Consider the following 20,743-nt stretch of genomic DNA (forward strand, 5'->3'; position numbering starts at 1 on the left):
TAAGTTGTAATCCCTTAAGCATAAAAAAAAGGCTACCAAATTGGTAGCCTTTTGAAAAAGAAATGTTTTAGGAGTCTTCTCCAAGCTGGATCCTGTGAAATGACTTCACAAGAGGAGTATCATTTTGTTTGAGATACTCTTCAACAGAAAGACTGTTGTCTTTCACAAATTTCTGTTCCAGCAATACGCGCTCTTCATAAAAGCGTCGAAGCTTGCCTTTAGAGGCTTTTTCAGCAATTTCTTCTGTCTTGCCTTCTTCGAGAAGCTGCTCTTTGGCAATTTTTAGCTCTTTTTCGACTACAGAGCTGTCAACGCCGTCGCGTGTTACGGCAAGTGGATTCATGGCAGCAACCTGCATAGCCACGTCTTTGCCGATACCGTCATCAGAAATTTCATCTTCAAATTCTACTAACACGCCCAGTTGGTTACCGGGGTGGATATAAGAGATAAGGTATCCGTCAGACTCGGTAAAGATCACACGATTGATCTTGATCTTTTCGCCAATCTTACCAACCATATCTTTTACTTGGTCAGCAACAGTAAGGCCATCTACTTCTGTTTCGAGAAGTTCATCGACAGATCCGATTTCGTTCTCAAAAACGATATCAAGAAAGTTCTGTGCATCTTCCTGGAAGTCATCATTGCGAGCAACAAAATCGGTTTCACAATTGATTTCCAAAGCAGCAGCTGTGCTACCGTCGTCACTTACACGGGTAACAACAAGTCCTTGATTAGCTTCACGGTCTGCTCGCTTTTCAGAAAGCTTTTGACCTTTCTTGCGAAGGATTTCAGTGGCTTCCTCAAAGTCGCCATCTGCTTCTTGAAGGGCCTTTTTACAGTCCATCATTCCGGCCCCGGTTTGTTCGCGTAGTTCTTTTACGTCTTTTGCAGAAATACTCATTTTCGCGTTACGCTATTTAAAAGTTCGTCTTGTATTTATAAATCGAAATGGATTTTATTCTTCCTCGTCAGAAGAGTTCTCATCCTTTTTATCCTTACGTCGTGAGCGACGTTTGCCGGTAGCTTTGATCTTTTTCTTTACTTCTTGCTGTTCGGCTTTTTTGGCATCTTGGGCCGCTTGTTGCATCATCTCTTCTTCACTGTGAGATTCACGCTCAGCATTGCCTTCGATAATAGCATCAGCAACTTTAGAAGTAATGAGTTGGATCGTACGGGCAGAGTCATCATTGCAAGGCACAATGTAATCCGGAATATCGGGATCACTATTGGTATCTACCATCGCAACGATAGGGATGTTTAGCTTCACAGCTTCGTTGACAGCAATATGTTCTTTAATAGTGTCAACAACGAATATAGCTCCGGGCAGGTGTCCCATGTTGGCAATACCGCCAAGGGTATCTTCAAGCTTATCTTGCTCACGCTTTAGCATCAGAGCCTCTTTCTTGGTCAGCTCGTCAAAGGTACCGTCTTCACTCATGCGATCGATCTCTTCCATACGAGAGATACTCTTCTTCACCGTAGAGAAATTGGTGAGCATTCCACCGAGCCAGCGATGCGTAACATAAGGCATGCCACAACGGACAGCTTCGGTTTTAACGATATCTTGAGATTGTTTCTTGGTTCCTACAAAAAGGATCGTTTTCCCTGCGCGGGCAAGCTTGGTTACTTCGTCCAGCGCTTCCTGGAAAAACTTCTGTGTCTTTTTGAGGTCGATAATGTGAATCCCGTTACGCTCCATGAAGATAAATTCCTTCATTTTGGGATTCCATCGGCGGGTAAGGTGCCCAAAGTGGGCGCCCGATTTCAATAGTTCTTGTAGATCAGGTGTAGTAGGCATAGGTATGATTTGTTTTTGAGTTAATCCTCTATACAGGTCGTCCCCGGCGCTAATCTGCCCAAAGGCAGACACTCGGCGCACTGAGTCTCTGTATATGTGTGATTAAATTGTGTGTTGGAAAAAAGAAAGCGTAAAAACGCGCGGTATATTAACGCTTGGAGAACTGGAATTTCTTACGAGCACCAGGTTGTCCGTACTTCTTGCGTTCTACCATACGATCATCACGAGTAAGAAGGTCATGTGCTTTCAATACATCATGCCATTCTTCATTGTGATCATCAAGAGCGCGAGCAAGCGCATGCTGAATGGCTCCGGATTGCCCGGTAATGCCACCGCCGCGAACCGTTATCTTGATATCAAACTGGTCTTCCGACTCAGTGACTTCAAGAGGTAAGGTAGCGACATTGCGATGTGCTTTGGTCGCGAAATAATCTTCCAGGGGGCGGTCGTTTACAATAAAGTCGCCCGATCCTGGTTTGATGTATAATCGTGCCGTAGAAGTCTTTCTTCTTCCGATGAAGTTTTTCTGTTCCATTCGTTATTAAAGCTCGATTTTTTCTGGTTGTTGTGCTTCTTGTTCATGTACTGGACCAGCATAAACGCGCAGGTTTGTCATAAGCTTATCACCCAACTTGTTCTTGGGTAACATTCCTTTAATAGCTTTTTCCATGACAATCTCTGGCTTGTGCTCCAGCAACTCTTCAGCCGAAGTAAAACGTTCACCACCGGGGTAGCCGGTATACCGGAAATATTCCTTCTGCTTCAACTTGTTGCCGGTCAGCACTACCTTGCTGGCATTGATGACTACAACATTGTCGCCGGTATCCATATGAGGGGTAAATTCGGGCTTATGCTTGCCTCGCAGGTACGTTGCTACTTTAGAAGCAACGCGTCCGAGAGCATGCCCTTCGGCATCAACAAGAACCCATTTCTTTTCGATATCACTCGGTTTAGCGGAGTAGGTCTTGTAACTATTCGTGTCCACGGTTAAAAATTGTTTAAAATTGCTTTTCAGTGAAGTCCCGCAAAATAGGCTTATTTATTTCCATTTGCAATGGTGAAGATATTAAAATTTTTATTAGGGGGCTTACACCACCAAGTTATTGGAATATGCCACTACATTAAATAGAAGGAGAAAAGTTATCTTTTTTGAAGACAAGAAACTCTTAAAAAAAAGTTGTATCTTTAGCTAACCTTAAAAAGACGTGCTTAAGAAGTAGAGTGTTAATTTGAAATGAAGATAGAAATGAGCAAAGAAAATAAGTTTGCAAAAACGCGAATCCCCTTTGATACGGGATCTGGAAAAGCCGATATGTACAGCTTGCAGAAGCTGGAAGAGATGGGGTACGGAAAAATGGAAAAGCTTCCATTCACCATCCGAGTATTGCTTGAAGCGGTACTTAGAGAATATGACGGCTATGCGTTTACCGAAGATGATATTAATAGTTTAGCAAATTATAATGCCGAAGATCCGCAGGGAGAGATTCCTTTTAAACCCTCGCGTGTGGTACTGCAAGATTTTACTGGAGTACCCGCTGTTGTTGATTTAGCAGCATTGCGTTCTGCTATGGATCGCATGGGCGGACCTCCAACTTCTATCAATCCAAAGGTGCCGGTTGATCTCGTTATTGACCACTCGGTACAGGTTGATGAATTTGGGCAGGAATATGCCTTTATGCATAACGTGGAGAAAGAGTTTGAGCGTAATCGCGAGCGTTACGAATTCTTGAAGTGGGGGCAAAAAGCGTTTGATGACTTTCGGGTTGTACCTCCCGGGCGCGGAATTGTACACCAAGTAAATCTTGAGTACCTGGCTAAGGGAGCATTTGCCCGTGAAGAAGAGGACGGTTCTACTATTGTATATCCTGATACGTTGGTGGGAACTGACTCGCACACTACCATGATTAACGGTCTCGGTATTCTTGGCTGGGGCGTTGGTGGTATTGAAGCGGAAGCTGCTATGCTGGGGCAACCAATTCATATGTTGGTTCCCAAAGTTGTGGGCATGAAGCTAACCGGTGAGTTGAGAGAAGGAGTTACAGCCACCGACCTTACCTTGACGGTAACAGAGATGCTGCGTAAGCATGGCGTAGTGGGTAAGTTTGTAGAGTTTTACGGAGATGGTCTCAGCAGCATGAGTCTGCCCGACCGCGCTACTATTGCGAATATGTCTCCCGAGTATGGAGCAACAATGGGCTTCTTCCCAATGGATGAAGAAGCGATGCGTTATATGCGAGCTACCGGACGTGATCCTGAGCATGTTGAACTGGTAGAGCGTTACATGAAGGCGCAGGGACTGTATCACACAGAAGATATGCCCGACCCGGAATTCTCCAGCACTTTGGAACTGGATTTGAGCACGGTAGAAACATCGCTCGCCGGCCCCAAGCTGCCGCACGATCGTATCACCCTGCCAAATATGAAATCTACCTTTGAAAGCAGCCTTACCAGTGATGACCCAACAATGGGTTTCAACCTGGAGCAAGAAAAGCTGGCTAACAAGGGAACATTTAAGAATGGTCAGGAGATGGAGATGACCCACGGAGATGTGGTTATCGCAGCTATTACCTCTTGTACCAATACTTCTAACCCAAGTGTAATGTTGGGTGCCGGAATTGTTGCCAAGAAAGCGCTGGAAAAAGGACTGGAAGTTCCTCCATATGTGAAGACTTCATTGGCCCCCGGATCACGCGTAGTAACAGAATATCTCGAAGAGGCCGGCTTAACCGACTATATGGATAAGCTAGGATTTAACCTCGTGGGATATGGATGTACTACTTGTATCGGTAACTCCGGGCCTTTGCCACAGCCTGTTGAAGATGCTGTGAAAGAAGGCGACCTGATTGTTGCCGGTGTACTGTCCGGGAACCGAAACTTCGAAGGTCGTATCCATCCTTATGTAAAAGCTAATTACCTGGCTTCTCCACCTTTGGTTGTCGCTTACGCTCTTGCCGGTACTGTTGATATCGATCTGGAGCATGAGCCTGTTGGACAAGACAAAGATGGCAACGATGTGTATCTCAGAGATATCTGGCCAACAACCGAGGAAATTGCGGAGCACCTTGACAGTGCAATTCGTCCCGAACTCTTCGAAGAGCAGTATGGTGATATCTTTGAATCAGATGAGTGGGATGAAATTCCTGTTGACGGTGGAGAACTCTACGAATGGAAAGAGGACTCTACGTACATTCAAGAGCCGCCATTCTTTATGGATATGGGAGAAGAACCCGATGCTATTACTTCTATTGAAGATGCACGTGCTCTTGTTAAGGTTGGAGACTCTATTACTACTGATCACATTTCGCCTGCCGGTAATATTAAGGAAGATAGTCCGGCCGGTGAGTATTTGAAAGATCATGGAGTAGAGTACGCAGATTTCAACTCTTACGGATCGCGCCGCGGTAACGATCGCGTTATGACTCGTGGTACCTTTGCCAATGTTCGGTTTAAAAACCAGCTGGCGCCCGGAAAAGAGGGAGGTTATACCAACTACTTCCCCGAAGATGAGATTACCACTATCTTCGATGCTGCTACCCGATATAAAGAAGACGACACTCCACTAGTCGCTCTTGCCGGTAAGCAATATGGTACGGGCTCATCTCGCGATTGGGCTGCTAAAGGTACCGACCTGTTAGGCGTTGAAGCAGTTATTGCCACTTCTTATGAACGTATCCACCGATCTAATCTGGTAGGTATGGGCGTGCTGCCACTGCAGTTTAAAGAAGGCGAATCTGCCGATGCTTTAGGCCTTGATGGATCGGAAGAGTTTACCATCCATCTTTCTGATGACCTTAAGGCACAGGATACAGTAAAGGTAGACGCCAAGAAATCGAACGGAGAAACGATCTCTTTCGAGACCGAATGTCGTATCGACACCCCGGTTGAGATTGATTACTATCGTAATGGAGGTATTCTGCATTACGTACTGCGAGAGTATCACCGCGCAGAGAAAAATAAGTAAGATCGGATAATCGTTTCTTATTGTATTCTAAAGCCCGACTGTTTTGGTCGGGCTTTTTATTTATATACTATTTTTGCTGACCTGTTTAAGTTTTGATAAAAAAATGGTAACGTGAAATAATAATAGGGAAACCCAAAAGAGATAGTACATTATGCCATCTGCCAATAAGGCTTACCCCGGCAGTATCAGTGGTGATAGTCTTCGAATGTTGTTAAAAGAGTTTAGCAGCCTGAACAGAGCTGTTGAACTCAAGGGAGTACTGCAAAAAAGTCTCGGCATTATAAAGAAAGTGATGGATTCTGAGGCGAGTTCGCTGATTTTGTTGGATGAGGATTCGCAAGAGTTGGTTGTGAGTATTCCTTCAGGGCCGGTACGTCACGAAATACAGGGTATACGCATTTCACGCGAGCAAGGTGTGGCAGGCTGGGTACTGGAAAATGACCAGCCTTATTTTTCAAATAGCCCCAAAGAAACGGAGATATTTGCCGGAGAGCTTTCTGAAAACTTTACAACGGAAAGTATCATATGTGTGCCTCTTTCCGGTAAAAACGGTAAGGTGATCGGTGTATTGGAAGCAATTAACAGAAAAGGGGGCAGGGGCTTTTCGGAAGATGACATTCCTGTTTTTGAAGCACTTTCAGAACATGTTGCTCATACTATTGAGCGCACCAGGGAGCTCGAAAACTTACAGCAGCGCGTCGAGGATAAGGAGATTATGCTTACGGAGGTCAGCCACCGCATTAAAAATAACTTACTGACGCTGACGGCACTTATCGAGATGGAAATTCCTGAAGTTGATGAAGTATCCCGCGAGGTGCTTCAAAAAACATGTGCACGTATCGATTCGATGGCCGAGATCCATGACCTCTTATATCATAATGATCTTCAAAAGGAGATTGACCTTGGAGAGTATATCGGACGGCTAACTAAAAAGATATCCTCAATGCTCGCCAACCCTTCTCAGGATATCTCCGTTAAGATCGAAGCAGAATCAGTACAAGTGGACTCGGAACGGTGCATGTGTTGCGGGCTACTGTTGAATGAACTGCTGGTCAATGCCTATAAACATGCATTTAAAGATGATGTGGTTACCGGGGAAATCCATATCGATCTCGTGGAAAATGAAGAGGTAATACGGCTGGAAGTTGCCGATAACGGGGAAGGGCTAAAAGAAGACTTTTCGCTTGGTACCAAGGAATCGGTGGGAAGCTGGCTTATTGATGTGTTGCTTCGCAAGTTAGAAGCATCTATGGAGATTGATAGCGAAGGTGGAGCCAGTTTCGTTATTTCATTTGATCAGTAACCTCTCTTTTAGATAATCCATCGGTCGACGCCCCGCATTGTAAAAAGCTTTGCCATAAGGTGTGATATCGGCTTTTTGAGCATCAGTGTTACAAGTAGGTTACGGGCAACAGGGAAGGTGGCTCGGCGTCCCAGTCGCATGTTAAGTTCTGTTCTCCTCATACAATTTCTAGCTGTTTTAGCATGTCTGTGTTCAAAATCTTTAAGGCTGGAGCAGTCGGCCACATTATTGTTAAGAATACAATCGAGATATTGTGTGAGTTTCCATGCTCCCAGCCAACCCAGGTTCATTCCTTGCCCCCCAATAGGGCTTACTACATGAGCGGCATCACCGGCAAGTATGATGCGACTATTTACCATGGGAGTGGCCATCATTTTCTGAACACCGAAGCTGCTAAGCATCGTGGGGGCTGTGTTTTTCAATGAATGGTTGATACGATGCTGCACGCGTTTTTCTATATCTACCTGCGTTGGGCTCGAGATATACTCTTTCGTTTTAACAACCCACCGCCGTTTTTGCCCGGGCAGGGGGAAAGATTCTATTAAGCCCTCATCACACAGAAAGATAGCGGCATCGGATCCAAAGTCAGTGTTATCTTCAAAGTCGCCCATTATATACGTATCCGGATAGGAATAGCCCTCAAAAGAACTCTCCATCTGCTGCCGAACCAAACTGTGCTTGCCATCGCATCCTATAACATAGTCGGTGCAAAGTGTTTGGGCTTTGCCTTTGTAGTGGTAAGAAATGGTCGCCTGTTCATTGTCTTGTGCTATTGAAGAAACCTCTGCGCCACGCTTTAGAATATCAGGATTAATAGTGTTGAGCTCTTTTTGGAGAGTGCGTTCTGTAGTATCCTGCGGCAGTGCCAATATAAAATTGTATGGGGCTTGATCATCTTCAAAGGAGAGGGTGCCTAATTTTTTGCTGTTAGAAAAGGCATGTCCTTTGGAAATGTGTATACCTTTTCGGAGAAATGGATCTGTAATATCCAGTTTTGAAAAGAGTTCTAACGATACCGGGTGGATGCCCAGAGAGCGAGATCCCTTCCTGACTTTTTTACGTTTTTCTAAAATGATACAAGAGATGCCCGCTTTTTCAAGGCAGATGCCAAGGAAGAGTCCTACTGCTCCTGCACCGACAATGGCCACTTGATATGTTTGGGAATGGTTATGCATGCTCAAAGGGTAAGTATCAATCGAAAGGGAAAAACAGGGCTTACTTGCCAGCCATTGGGTACGACATTACGCAGTTCTGCCAGCGTGTAACTTCTTTTTATTGAGGTTAATCCGTCTTCGGTAATAAAAGAGCTGCGAAAAATTGGGCGGGCCAATAAGTTGAACAGAAGATATGCCCAATCGCTGCGTTTAATATCATTAAAAATGACCTTTTTACTACTCAATGCTTTTGTTCGATCCAGCATCTCTTGTAGTTCGTTGCTACTGAGGTGATGAAGCAGGTGGTTGGAGATGATCATATCAAATTGGTCCTGTTTCGGATCAAGTTCGGAAAGTTCACACTGCAAAAACGAAATGTTATTGGGATAGGATAACTGTTGCACATAATTAAATGCGCGGGGATCGGGGTCAATAGCGGTGATCTGAAGGTCAAAGCCGTCGTCTGCTGCCCAGTGAGCTATTTTTATTGGGATGTCACCGCCCCCAAAACCGATATCCAGTATGGTATTTGGTGCATGTATATCCAAAAGGGGACGAATTTCTCTTTTATAGATGCGATGCCATTGCGAGATCAGGCTGTTGATGATACGAAATTGCCTGTAGGTATTCTTCAGTTCTGAAAGGTCACAATGGGGGTCATCCATTCGTTCTGTACTGGCGGTATCCCGGGTAGATAAGAAGAAAGTCATGAGCACGGGCTGATTTTAGTCAACAAGCCGCTTTCCATGGTAAGTCCCGGACCAAAAGCCATTGCTAAAACGGTTTCAGCTTCTTCGGCTTTGGATCGGTTCAGAAGATCTTCCAGTACAAATAGAATAGTGGCACTGCTCATATTTCCGTACTCAGCCAGAATATTTCGGGGTGAGGCCAGTTGTGCTTCTTCTAAGGAGTAGCTCTGTTCAATCTTATCAAGTATGGCACGTCCGCCCGGATGGATGGCCCAGTGTTTTATCTGTTCGGGTTGCAGCTGGTAATCTTCAAAAAGTGGTTTTAGAGCTTTGGGCAGGTTTGATTCAATAATTTCCGGCACATAGGTCGAAAGGACCATGTCAAAGCCGGTATCGCCAATAGTCCAGGCCATATCTTTTTCGCTTTCTTCGGCAATAGTTGTAGAAAATTGCGTCAGTTCATATCCGTCAGTTTCGGGCTTTCTTCCAGTGATAAGCATTCCTGCTGCCCCATCCCCAAAAACGGAAGCAGAAATGAGGTTGTCGGTGGAGATTGAATCTTGCAGGTGCAGGCTGCAGAGTTCCAGGCAAACGACTAGTATCGTAGCGTCGGGATCAGCGGCAGCAAATGACTTGGCCATTTTCATAGCCGGGAAGGCGGCAAAACATCCCATAAAGCCAAGATGAAAACGTTGAGTGGAGGCAGAAAGTCCAAGCTCTTTGATGATCTCGAATCCCGGTTCAGGGGCAAAAAAGCCGGTGCATGAGACCGTTATAACATGGGTGATCTGATCCTTGGTTATGCTGTTATTTTGTTGGATCGTATTACGGGCAGTAGTAACGAAAAGTTCTTTGGCTTTTTTAGCATAAAAGTTATTTCGAGTGCCGGTAGACGGTTTGTTAAGAGAGCCATCCTTTTCAAAAAAGAAGCGTGAAGCTCCATTTTTATCAAAATCGTTGATAACGGTATGGCGCTTTTTGATGCCGGACTTTGAATAGATACGATGAATAATGCGCTGAGAAGTTTTGCCGTTGCCGACATATTCCTTCATCCGGTCGCGGAGGTATTCCTGTGTATAAAAATGCTCCGGAACTACTGTAGCAATATTGTGAATATAGGCAGCCATTGATAGTACATTGGTGAACAGTTACAGCTTATACTGTAATACTCTAAATATGCGGGAAAAATTCCCAATTCCAATTCTTATAAAACGAGGCTTTGCAAAACTTTCTAATTAAATTGATAGAGTCCTGCTCTGTCAATTTGTTGCTCTGGGACTTTTGTCAATCTGTTACTTTGTAACTTAATCACTCAATTGCATCTTTCTATGGAAGCCCGACGAAGTAATCTCCCGGAGTAAGGCCGTGTAGCATCTAAAAGGGCGCATGCATCATAAAGTTATTTTTACCAAAAGAACACCTCCCGACCAATTCGAAGCCCCACGAATTGTCCACCCTCCTCAAGGAGGGATTTTCTTGAAAAGGTTGGCCTAATATCTAAGATAGCTTTGAGCTATTTTCGGGGAATTATAATGTAGGTCGTGCTTCAGTGCGGCCATGAGACGCCTTGGATATTTCCCAAAGTAAGAATAAGTATATTTATGCGCCTTTTGCCGTGCCCCGTCCAACGAGCGCTTGATCCGTCTGCCGGCAGGCGAACCAGCAAGCTGGAGTAAAAAGGTCAAGACGGGTTAGCACTATCTTTCGTCGGGCGGCTGGGTTTGCCGTCCGGCGAATTGTATAAGCAATCAGAGACGTAAAGAATTTATACACCTCTTTGGATGAAGGAATCTTCACCGTTTCGTCAACTTGTAAAACCGAATATTGTGGAGAATTGCAGCAATGGTAAGTCCGGCAATAAGTCCCATCCACAAGCCCTGGGGGCCGACGCCGCGAATAAGTCCCAGGTAGTAACCGAGGGGCAAACCCACCATCCAGTAAGCAATAAAATTAACGATCATGGGGATAGTAGTGTCCTTGAGTCCGCGGAGGGCGCCATATCCACTTACCTGCAGGCCGTCAGAAATCTGGAAAATAGCGGCCATGTAAAGCAGGCTGATGGCTACATCCTGTACGGCTTTATCTTGGGTATAGATGCTGGTGATCACATCCGGGAAAAGATACATGATAACAGCAGTTACACACATAAAGGAGGTGGCGAGACCAATACCAACATAGCCGCGGTGCCGCGCTTCGGGCATATCTCCTTTTCCAATTGCATTTCCTACGCGGGTTGTTATTGCCGTGGACAGGCCGAAGGGGACCATAAAAGTCATAGCTGAAAAGTTGATAGCAACTTGGTGGCCCGCTACGGCAACGGCACTCAACGATCCCATTAGCAGGCTGACAAGGGCAAACATGCTAACTTCCATCGTGGAGCTGAGCCCTATAGGAATACCTACCTGTAGAATTTCTTTGAGATATTTCCATTCGGGCAATCGTAGAGACGAAAAGATATCGAACCGGTGGTAAGGTTTGTGTTTTACGGTAAACAGAAGCATCCCCAAACACATAACGTAACCATTTACTGCTGAAGCATACCCGCAGCCCACGGCACCCATTTCGGGGAATCCCAGCTTGCCGTACATGAAGATATAGTTAAAAATAACGTTGACAAACACGCCAAGGAGGGCAAAATACATGGCCGGACGGGTTACCGACATCCCTTCGTTGAAAAAGCGCAATGCCATATATCCAGAGATCCCAAAAACGCCCCACGAAATAGCATCCAGATATCCTTGCGCTATGGGGATAATGGTAGGAGTTACATCCAGAAAATGCATCACAAATTCGAGATTTCGGATCAGGAAAAATACAGGTAATGACAGAATGAGAGCGAGCCACAGGCTTTGCCGAACATTAACCCCGATCTCTTTAAGATTTCGTCCTCCTACCAGCTGTGCCACAATAGGAGTAATGGCCATCAGAATGCCAGCAATTAACATCATAAAGGGAATAAAGACGGCTCCACCAACGGCCACCGCAGCCAGGTCTTCGGCAGAAAGGTTCCCGGCCATCACGGTATCAACAAAGTTCATCGACATCTGTAGCAGCTGTGCGATGATAACAGGTAGCCCGATTTTGAGGGTCAGCCCTGCTTCTTTACGTATGTTGTGTTTTTCAGATTTGATGTAAGAGAGCATTAACAGAGAAAAGCCTTGGCAGTTTGGCAGTAAAAAAGATCAATCCTAAATAATCGCATATGGTACAAAAAAAGTAGGGGAATAGTAAGGGTGGTGGAATGAAATATTAATTGTCTTTATTTGCCAAGGCAGAAGTGTTTTTTTTGATAAAAAAAGGGAAAAATTTGTAACAATCGGACGTGTTAATGCTCTTGATATTGTTGAGGGAGATAAATCTCTGTAGAGAGTAGAGACCCTATTAAAATTTAAAATACTAGAACTATGAAGAGATCTATAATCCAAATTATTTGCATATGTGTGTTAATGTTGTTTGGAATAACAGCCTGTGATACCCAAGATGGACTTGAACAGGATGATAGTATGACAAACATTACGAGTGCAAATCAGGTACCGGGCAAAGTAAAGTCGGAGGCCTCAGCAAATGGCTTTTTATCAGCATCGGGATCCTCCGATTTTTCCTTAGAGATTACGCCCACTAATACAAATTTGAATGGCAAAGCAAAAAAGCCGGGGTCTACTAATCATTTGTTATTAAATGGGCAGACCTCAGATCCACTCAATGTGACAGGAAATCTGCAGGTAACAAAAGGATCAGCAAGTCCGGCATCAGATTTAATGCAAGTAAACCCCACATATCGTGCATACCAAGATATACCTGAAACGATCTCGTATAGTGGAAACTCCGTATTGAGTTACACTATAAATGGCACTTCTTATTCAACATCTCTAACTACCAAGCAACAAGATATATTGGCAGATTTACAACAAAAACTGGATGAAGCTCGAACATATGGAGATGATCCACCCAAGCCTTGTCCAAGGGGAAGTGAAGTTAATATTCAGCGTTGTATTGAAAAGAATAGTATGTCTGCCAAAATCAAAAAAGGACATTCTCTAAAGGCTATGACCGACCAACAGGTTAAACAGTGGTTAAAAGAGCAAGGATATAAAAAAGTAAAAGCTATGGGCAATCGTAAATTCCAGGTAACCAAGGTCTATAGTAAGAAGAAGTTTGGTCGAAAAATGAGTATTACAAGCATTTTTAATGCTAAAACAGAGAAAATGGGAGCAGATTATTCTGTTTCAGAAAATGGGAAAACGGTATCACGTCAAGTGCCTGCTGGATTTTTAAAAGAGTAAAGGTTGAAAAGTTAATATATCATTTGGTTTGATCTTAATATTAAAGATGGAGAGTTTGTTATGAAACGACTATTTATATTCATAATCTTTAGTTTTATGTTTGTAGCAATTGGCTATGGACAGTCAGACCAAGTATCCTTTATTCATGGTTTGGGTGATGATTCTAGTGTATGGAATACCATGGCTAATGAGTTAGATAATGAGTTTGACTTTGTTCGAGATAATGTAAGTTATAATTCTAGCTCAGCAATAAGTAATTCCGCCTCAAGTGTATATTTCCCTTCCAATGGGGTAACCGTAGGACATAGTTTGGGAGGGCTTGTAGCTCGGGAGTATTTGAGACAGAAAAGCAATAGTGCAATGAAGGCCCTTATAACAGTGGGAACCCCTCATAAAGGAGCACCGGTAGCGGAAACAGCTCAAAATGGAAAGGTTGGGCAAATTGTTTCTGATTGGATTGCCGACATGGCAGCCGGACCGGCTATCTCCCTTGGAAGTCTTGGGGGGCGTCAGTTTGCTAAACAGTTATTAGGCAAAATTGACTATTCTGCTAACGCAGCAGGTACAAGAATAAATAGGAGGCTCGAAGGGATGTTTGGTAATGTTGCTTCTGTTAATAACATGAAGCCCAACAGTTCATTTCTTACTACCCTGAATAATGTACCCAACAACACTTTACCTTCAGCACGGTATGCTATCTTTGGGGCAGAAGACAACTTTGAGTATGTGCGTATTGCTGAGTCGTTCAGGAATAAGAATAATGACAAAAACCCCGTCGAAAGTGGGGTGTTTCTTCGTATCCACCATGGAATCGCTTCTTTTTATTTTGTTGCTACTTCTTATTATGCATACCTGTCTGCAAAATATTTTTATAAATATAATCAATCTGACCCCAGTGATCCTTTTTATAACTCATACTATAATCGGGCAGTATTTTACCTGAGTGTTGCTCGTGAATGGGCCCGTGGTTTTGCTTCATTAGTGTATTACCAGCAGCGCGACTGGGACAAAAAAATAATAGGCGTAAACTACTATTCGCATAATGGCGAAGTGTTTAAGGATGCCAATGATGGTTTGTTACCGGCTAAAACCCAGGCACCGAGTTTCTTTGATACTCCAGATGAAATTGATCGACGCTTACCTGCTATAGGCGCCAACCATGTGGAAGAAACCGCTCATCCGAGTGTGAGACAACGACTTGAACAAGTTTTTCAAAACTCGGACGTTAATATTCCGGAAGAAGGCGCAAATGACCCGCTGGGGGTTGCCGTCAACGGCCCGCCCTATATCAATGACGGGCAAACGGCCTATTTTTACAGCGATGTTAGCAATGCAGAGGGATCCGTCAGTTATCAATGGTATTATCGTCAAGAACCGTATTCTTCCTGGATAGCCGGCGGTACCGGAATTTCATTTGAGCATACCTTTTACAGCGCTCCCGGGGGTGAAACTGCCCATTCAGCGGTCAAAGTAGAGGTGAGTTCCGCAGGAGAAACGGCTGCCGATATCCACTCGGTAGATGTTTACGGTTGTGAAGGCACCGGCAGCAATTCGGTCGGTGCGAATATCATTATTCCGTGTGAGCAGTAAGTCGTTTTGGTTAGCAATTTGGAGATGTCGGTCTCTAAGAGGCCGACATCTGTATTAATTATAACACTTAGAATATGATAAATCATGAAAGGTGTACTATTAAAAATAGCTACCTGCATTCTCGTATCAAGTAGTCTACTAAGTTCCTGCGAGTTGTTTGGCGGTGGAGGAAGTGATAAAAAGGGTGGCGAAGTGGTGTGGCGCCTTGAAAATGAGCGCGAAAATACAGTTGGTACACAACCTTTGATTCAAGATCAAAGGGTATATTTTTTACAAGATGGTCAATTGAAGGCTTATACTCTTGAGGAAGGAAGTTATCTATGGAGTCGCAGAATTACCCAAGAGGGAGATGGAGATTACACTCATAAAATCATCCATTCAGGAGACAAGCTTTTTATTGATCACGGATTTAGAATACAAGCCTTTAATAAAACCGGCGGAGCACTTGTATGGGAAACGGACATTACTGAGGATGCCAAAGAGGTATCCGGTATTGGCAGCCCTATTATGAGCCAGGACGAAGACTACCTGTATGCTGGGCGAAAGGGGTATGTGCTACAGCTTCGCAAGAGCGACGGGCAAATCGTCCAACGCTATCCGCTGGATCGACTGGTGCCCAATGGGGTAACACAGGGTTCTACCGAGCCGATTATTTCACCTTTCGGGGATAATATTCTTTATGTACCAACGCAGTACTATGACCGGACCACACCTGGCGAAGAGGAATTCGGGGCCAATATATTTGCGTTTGATGCCCGGACCGGGGAGATACGTTGGGAGACGAGAGTAGAATATAAAATCGAAAATCATTACTCGGAGGAACCCGGCGATTCACTTGTGGTGAGCCCGCCCATCTACGATATCGAAGTGACTGAATCTTCCATTGTTGCTCTCCAAGGCAAGTCAGTTATAGTATTAAATCGTTCAAATGGAGATGTGCGCTGGTTTAAGAATTTTCCTAACAGCGGTTTTGACGTGGGGTTGGATGTTCAGAAAGGAAACATTTATGCTGCTTCGGTAGGAAATTTTGCTTACCGGTTTGATTTGCAAACAGGAGAAGTAATATGGCAGCGGGATATTACGTATGCCAACACCAGTATCCCCACGGTACAAAACGGACGAATGTACTTTACCAATTCCGGAGGTGGGAGTATATGGGTGTTGGATATAAAGGATGGAGCAACAATCTACCATGAACGACCTCCCAATTATAACAAGGACAGCTTTGACGTCTATATCTCTTCGCTGGGGGTGGGCGAAGGATATATGGTCAATGTGGGCAGCAAAGCGGTATATTGTTTGCGGGTGCCGTAATATTTGGTACATGATAACTATTTAGAAAAACAACTAAGAGAGCAATGGATAAGAGATACAGAAAAATCGTTTTCGGGTTGGTTTTAATGATTTTATTAACGGGCTGCGGTATTCAGATGCCGGTAAGTGAAGGGTTGGTATTTTCATCTTCTTCTCCGTACGGGCAGACGCATGATGAGATTTTGCCCTTTATTCGTTACGGCGCTTCAATAACTCTAACCTCCACTTTGCCGGGGCATATTCCTTTGCAAAATGCTGCTGTAGATGAGTATGGAAGTAATCAAAAGAGGTATCTAAACGATTATTTTATGACATCGGTAGGTAATCCCGGTTTTGGCATCTCTTTTGGTAACGGTCGCCGCGTTGCTATCGCTTTTACCCCTGGATATCTTGTTGCAGGTACCCATGTTGATGGAACTGTGCGCACATTTGAAAAGGTGTTCTTTACATTTAATCAAAATATCTCAATAAATGGTGGGAGAGAGCTTATTTTGCAGCGACCCATTTGGGAAAAAGATGGGGGCGGACTCAGTTTGGGTGCATTCTATAGAAACCAACCGATGGAGTTTGTAGAGAAAGAAGATCAGTGGGATATGGGGATCGCAGATTTTAAAGTTCCATGGTATGGGGTACGGCTGATGGGGCAGACGCCCGATCGGTATAGCAAGAGAGCTCACGTCCGGGGATTTATAAGCGTCGGCTATGTCGCTGAATATAAAGCCCCATTGCTGGGGGTAGGTATAGCCCTGTCCGCTGATTAGTACTGTGGCAGTTTAATCACAAACGTAGTGCCTTCTCCTTCCACCGAAGCAAAGCTGATACTCCCTTCATGGGCTTCGATGATCTTTTTGCAGATCGCAAGCCCCAACCCGGTGCCGCTGGACTTTGTTGAGAAGTTGGGTACAAAAATATTGTCGCGACTTTCTTCGGGAATGCCACTTCCATTGTCTTCAATCTCTATGAAGACATGCTGATGTTGCTGGTAGATCTCAAGGGAGATTTCCCCACCATCCTCGGGCATCGCCTCGTACGCATTTTTGACTAAATTGATGATTACTCTTTTGAGTTCATCTTTGATGCCGTGCACATATATGGCCTTGTTTTGGGATTGAAGCTGTATGACCACTTTTTCGTCGTGTTCATATAAGGCTGCAACGGATGAGGCAATCTGTACGACATCGGTTTTTTCAAAATCCTCATCCAGGGGCTGAGAAAACTTGGAAAAGTCGGATGCAATATTATTCAGGGTCTGGATCTGTTCTATAAGATTTGCCGTAATTTTTTGCACTCTTTCTTTAAGTTCTTCCGGATTTTGAGTGCCATCTTTGAGTTGCCGCTCCAGGTGTTGCACATTGAGCTTCATCGGCGTAAGCGGATTCTTAATTTCGTGAGCAACCTGTTGGGCCATCTCTTTCCAGGCGGCTTCACGTTCGGCTTCAGCCAATTCTTTTTGCAGGTTTTTAAGTTGGGAAACCATCTTGTTGTAGGCATTGGCAAGGGTCCCAATTTCATCGTTACTGGTGACCGGTATTTTTGTATCAAGATTGCCTGCCGAAATTTTGTTAAGCCCACGCTGTATATACACAAGGGGCCGCGTTAGTTTTTTAGAGATAAGTGTGGAGGCAAGAATAAATAATCCAAAAACAAACAGGTAGATAAGTATAAGGTAGCTGGTGGTTTCCAGTAGTTGTTGGTCATATTTGGGTGATTGCAGGAATGTCGGTATTGCGATAGTGCCGATAGGATTTTTTTGCTTATCCAAAATAGTTCTATACCCGATAAGCAGTGATTGGCCAGCAAGTGTCACAGTTGAGAATACATCAGTTTGACGATCGTTATACAGCTCCTCATAGATATCATAGGGCAGTGCCGAAGGTAACAGGTGTTGCTGGTAGATTTGTGGCGTAGTGGTCTCTGAAACAGTACGCCCGTTATAAAAGCTGGCATCTACATTAAGTGCAGACGTAAGGGCATCGAGCGAAAAGGTTCGGTCAGAAGTGGTATTAGAGTTTGTGCTGCGGTTTGTAGCTACAGTGGTAGATAAACTCTCCAGCTTATCGAACAACTCTTGTTTTACTATATTTTGGTTTTGCTGTTTGATAGCATAGTGCGAGCTTATAATTAGAAAAATGAGGAAGACTAACGTAGCCAAGAGAAAGTTGTCAAGAATACGGTCTTGAAATCGCTTGTCTTTACTTAAGAAGGAGCTGTTTTTTGAAGTAAAGAGCTGTAGCTGTTTTATCATCAAGAGTAGACCACTTACAAGCAGGAGTATAAAACTAAAGCGGAAAAAAGTGAAAAGGATCACTCTATAGTCAGAAAGAGGAGTGCTAACTTTAATTGTTTGGTCTTCAGGAGTATGCCACAGTAATGTACGATAATGGTATTCCGGAGTCTCCTTGTTGAGGTAGATAAGCGTATCTTGTTGAAGGGCTCGGATTTCGGAATTTTCCAGTGTGCGTTTAGCATGTAGATGACCGGTATAGCCCTGGCGTGCCGAACTGACTATTTCACCATTTTCATATTTTTGCATCAGGTAGGCAGTATTCCAGTTTTCATAGGTTAGTGATGCCATTACTGCCCGTATAGGCTTGTTGAACTCGGGGCGTTCTTGGTAAATAGAACATAGTATCCAGGCGATAGGGGTACCTTCGGAGGTGCCAAAAACGGGGATCCAGCCACGGTAAAAGGTTCGATAATCTTGTTGGTTTACTAACTGGGGCAGTTGGACGATAGGGTGGAGAGATGATTTTGTTATCTGCTCAATATCGGTAACACTTTTCAGGGTGGGGATGTTATAGATTGCCGTCCAATTGGGGGAGTTGAGGTCGGTTGCGTAGTCGGCAATTAAATTGCCTGAGTTATCAACGAGCTGAAGGTTAAAAGAGTAAGTATTCCATTTTGGAGAGATGAAGTTTTGAATGGTCTGGGTAAAGCGGGTTTGCAGGCCAGAACGGTTTTCTTCCAATGCCGATGGAGATAGGTTATGATACTGTTTTTCAAGGGTGGTAAGGATATCTTTGGTGAGTTCTTTGGCCCGAGGGTCTTCTCTTTGAGCATAGTCCTGAGCCGTTTTAAGAAGTTTTTTATCCACTTTTTTAACCGACGCCTGGTATAACACAGGTATGCACAAACCGGCGATGATAAAGCTTGCTGTTATAATTTTTCGAAGTTGAGATATCTTAGAAATCCACCCGAAATAATGGAAATACAATACAGAAATGCCCAGGATAAGACTAAAGCTTAGTAAGCTGGTAAGCATTATAATATCAAAGGGGAGCTTTAGCGATAAGAGGAGAGGGGCAGACAGCACGCTTATAATAAACGATAGAGACAGTATAGTTACGGTAAGTTTAAAATGTTCTGAAGTGGCCCTGAAGAGTAGCCTGTTTAGGGTTATGAGAACAATCGTTAAAGCCAGTACCGTCATGCCCATAGCAAAGTAGAGGATAATAGTTCCCCATTGAGGAAGTATTCGTAAATCGAGTAAGGGGATATTACTGGCTAGGCTGTTATGATATAAAAGATTAAACACACTAAGTATCCCCAATGCACTGATGCCACCCGTTATGCTGGCAAAAAGTATGGTAGTAAGATAAGAGTCGGGGGATATCTGTTTTTTCAGATTGTTTATTTTTCGGGCAATGGTAGTGGCACAGATAAGTGCAAAAAAGGCATTGGTGCAAGTATAGCTGATACTTTCAACCATCGCCCCCCAGGTATCAGTGGATAGCCCTCCAAGAGTGAGTACCCAGTAGGCGAGCATATTTGTATAGTATAATATACCCCAGCCGATACCTATAAATAATAGCTGTATAGATAAGCCCTGCCACAGCGGCAGTAGATCGGCCCCCCAGAAGAGTAAGCAACTGAGAATAACGAAGCTAAACAGGGCAAAAACAGATCTCCAAAACCTGTTCCCTTGTTGCCACTCTTGCTGTGTCTGTTGAAATTTTTCGGCAGTGGCATAGACTACTCCTACAGAATCACCGTTTACATTAGTTAGCGGCTGGCTCTGAACATAGTCTGTAGGTAACGAACTAAATATGCTGAAGCTAAGTGGGTAAGAGGAAAGTTGTGAAGAGTTGAAAAGGTTAAACTCGTGGCGGTTACCTATGGCAAGGGGATTGGTCTGACGAATTCTATAGCTTGTCAGCAGATTATAGTCGATACTCCCGGAACTGTCTTGAATGCTAAATGGAACATGGAACTGCCAGTAAATGACATTATTATGCTTTTTAATAAATACCCGTTGTTCCTCTTGGCTTTTTATCAGTTGAAGGTCCTGTTTATCCCCAAGAGCAAAGCCATTCCATACAATGGGTTCTTCTTTTTGATATAGGGCAGTACTCCAAAATTGCGGGAATTGATTAGCAGTGCTATATAACTGTTGGGTATTACCTTTTTGCAGTAAACGTTGGAGAGTAGCTGCTAAGGTTTCAGTATCATTTAACAGCTCTTCCTGTTTTGATAGAAAATAGTCAGAAGCTTCGGAGAGGCTTTGTTCAATAACCTGTTCATTTTGTGCCACGGATGGCTTTATGGCATATCGCCAGCCTTCTAATACCAACAAAGTAAGCAGGAGTCCCAATAGTGTCCATCCCAAGAGATGGTTAAGCCGGTTGGTATCCAGAAAATTATACATGGCAAT

At 44.0% G+C, this 20,743-nt stretch carries 15 protein-coding genes; 6 read left to right on the top strand and 9 right to left on the bottom strand.

The genetic code is table 11. The features are described from left to right. Positions 1-67: 67 nt before the first annotated feature. The 4 genes from tsf to rplM form a co-directional block, all read right to left on the bottom strand. Positions 68-901, bottom strand: coding sequence for a translation elongation factor Ts (gene tsf, locus G3569_RS11610; RefSeq protein WP_165269300.1), 834 nt, complete (start codon positions 899-901; stop codon positions 68-70). 54 nt (positions 902-955) lie between these two features. Continuing rightward, positions 956-1,798 (bottom strand): 30S ribosomal protein S2, encoded by an 843-nt coding sequence (rpsB, locus tag G3569_RS11615; protein WP_165269302.1) that lies wholly within the window; start codon positions 1,796-1,798, stop codon positions 956-958. A 148-nt stretch (positions 1,799-1,946) separates the two neighbouring features. Further along, positions 1,947-2,333 carry a 30S ribosomal protein S9 gene (rpsI, locus tag G3569_RS11620; protein WP_165269304.1) on the bottom strand — a complete coding sequence of 129 codons (387 nt, stop codon included), beginning with the start codon at positions 2,331-2,333 and terminating at the stop codon, positions 1,947-1,949. 6 nt (positions 2,334-2,339) lie between these two features. Next, positions 2,340-2,783, bottom strand: a complete 444-nt coding sequence (rplM, locus tag G3569_RS11625; protein WP_165269306.1) for a 50S ribosomal protein L13 — start codon at positions 2,781-2,783, stop codon at positions 2,340-2,342. 261 nt (positions 2,784-3,044) lie between these two features. Between rplM and acnA the strand changes: the two genes are divergently transcribed. Beyond that, positions 3,045-5,759 carry an aconitate hydratase AcnA gene (gene acnA, locus G3569_RS11630; RefSeq protein WP_165269308.1) on the top strand — a complete coding sequence of 905 codons (2,715 nt, stop codon included), beginning with the start codon at positions 3,045-3,047 and terminating at the stop codon, positions 5,757-5,759. A 151-nt stretch (positions 5,760-5,910) separates the two neighbouring features. Further along, entirely contained in the window at positions 5,911-7,062 is a 1,152-nt protein-coding gene (locus G3569_RS11635) for a histidine kinase dimerization/phosphoacceptor domain -containing protein (protein WP_165269310.1), read from the top strand. Positions 7,063-7,070: 8 nt separating this feature from the next. Here the strand turns inward: G3569_RS11635 and G3569_RS11640 are convergent, their stop codons facing one another. From G3569_RS11640 to G3569_RS11655, 4 genes are all read right to left on the bottom strand, one after another. Next, entirely contained in the window at positions 7,071-8,237 is a 1,167-nt protein-coding gene (locus G3569_RS11640; protein WP_165269312.1) for an FAD-dependent oxidoreductase, read from the bottom strand. Between the two features lie 2 nt (positions 8,238-8,239). Beyond that, a complete protein-coding gene (locus tag G3569_RS11645; RefSeq protein WP_165269314.1) occupies positions 8,240-8,926 on the bottom strand; it encodes a class I SAM-dependent methyltransferase in 687 nt (228 codons plus the stop codon). Then, the gene (locus G3569_RS11650; protein ID WP_165269316.1) at positions 8,923-10,032 is read right to left on the bottom strand and encodes a type III polyketide synthase; all 1,110 of its coding nucleotides are present in this window, start codon (positions 10,030-10,032) and stop codon (positions 8,923-8,925) included. Before G3569_RS11650 ends, G3569_RS11645 begins: the two co-directional genes overlap by 4 nt. 666 nt (positions 10,033-10,698) lie before the next feature. Beyond that, positions 10,699-12,048, bottom strand: a complete 1,350-nt coding sequence (locus G3569_RS11655) for an MATE family efflux transporter (RefSeq protein WP_165269318.1) — start codon at positions 12,046-12,048, stop codon at positions 10,699-10,701. A gap of 261 nt (positions 12,049-12,309) precedes the next feature. On the opposite strand from G3569_RS11655, the gene G3569_RS11660 reads away from it, so the two are divergent. The 4 genes from G3569_RS11660 to G3569_RS11675 all read left to right on the top strand — a co-directional run bounded on the left by G3569_RS11660 (position 12,310) and on the right by G3569_RS11675 (position 16,853). Next, positions 12,310-13,188, top strand: a complete 879-nt coding sequence (locus tag G3569_RS11660) for a hypothetical protein (RefSeq protein ID WP_165269319.1) — start codon at positions 12,310-12,312, stop codon at positions 13,186-13,188. 60 nt (positions 13,189-13,248) lie between these two features. Then, positions 13,249-14,778, top strand: coding sequence for an esterase/lipase family protein (locus G3569_RS11665; RefSeq protein ID WP_165269321.1), 1,530 nt, complete (start codon positions 13,249-13,251; stop codon positions 14,776-14,778). 84 nt (positions 14,779-14,862) lie between these two features. Continuing rightward, entirely contained in the window at positions 14,863-16,092 is a 1,230-nt protein-coding gene (locus G3569_RS11670) for an outer membrane protein assembly factor BamB family protein (RefSeq protein ID WP_165269323.1), read from the top strand. Between the two features lie 44 nt (positions 16,093-16,136). Continuing rightward, positions 16,137-16,853: a hypothetical protein gene (locus tag G3569_RS11675; protein ID WP_165269325.1), complete on the top strand. Its 717-nt coding sequence runs from the start codon at positions 16,137-16,139 to the stop codon at positions 16,851-16,853. Here G3569_RS11675 and G3569_RS11680 read toward each other — a convergent pair. Beyond that, positions 16,850-20,737, bottom strand: coding sequence for an ATP-binding protein (locus G3569_RS11680; RefSeq protein WP_165269327.1), 3,888 nt, complete (start codon positions 20,735-20,737; stop codon positions 16,850-16,852). The two genes, G3569_RS11675 and G3569_RS11680, sit on opposite strands and share 4 nt — an antisense overlap. Positions 20,738-20,743 lie beyond the last annotated feature (6 nt).

Origin of the sequence: Fodinibius halophilus, assembly GCF_011059105.1 — a bacterium.
Classification (GTDB): domain Bacteria; phylum Bacteroidota; class Rhodothermia; order Balneolales; family Balneolaceae; genus Fodinibius; species Fodinibius halophilus.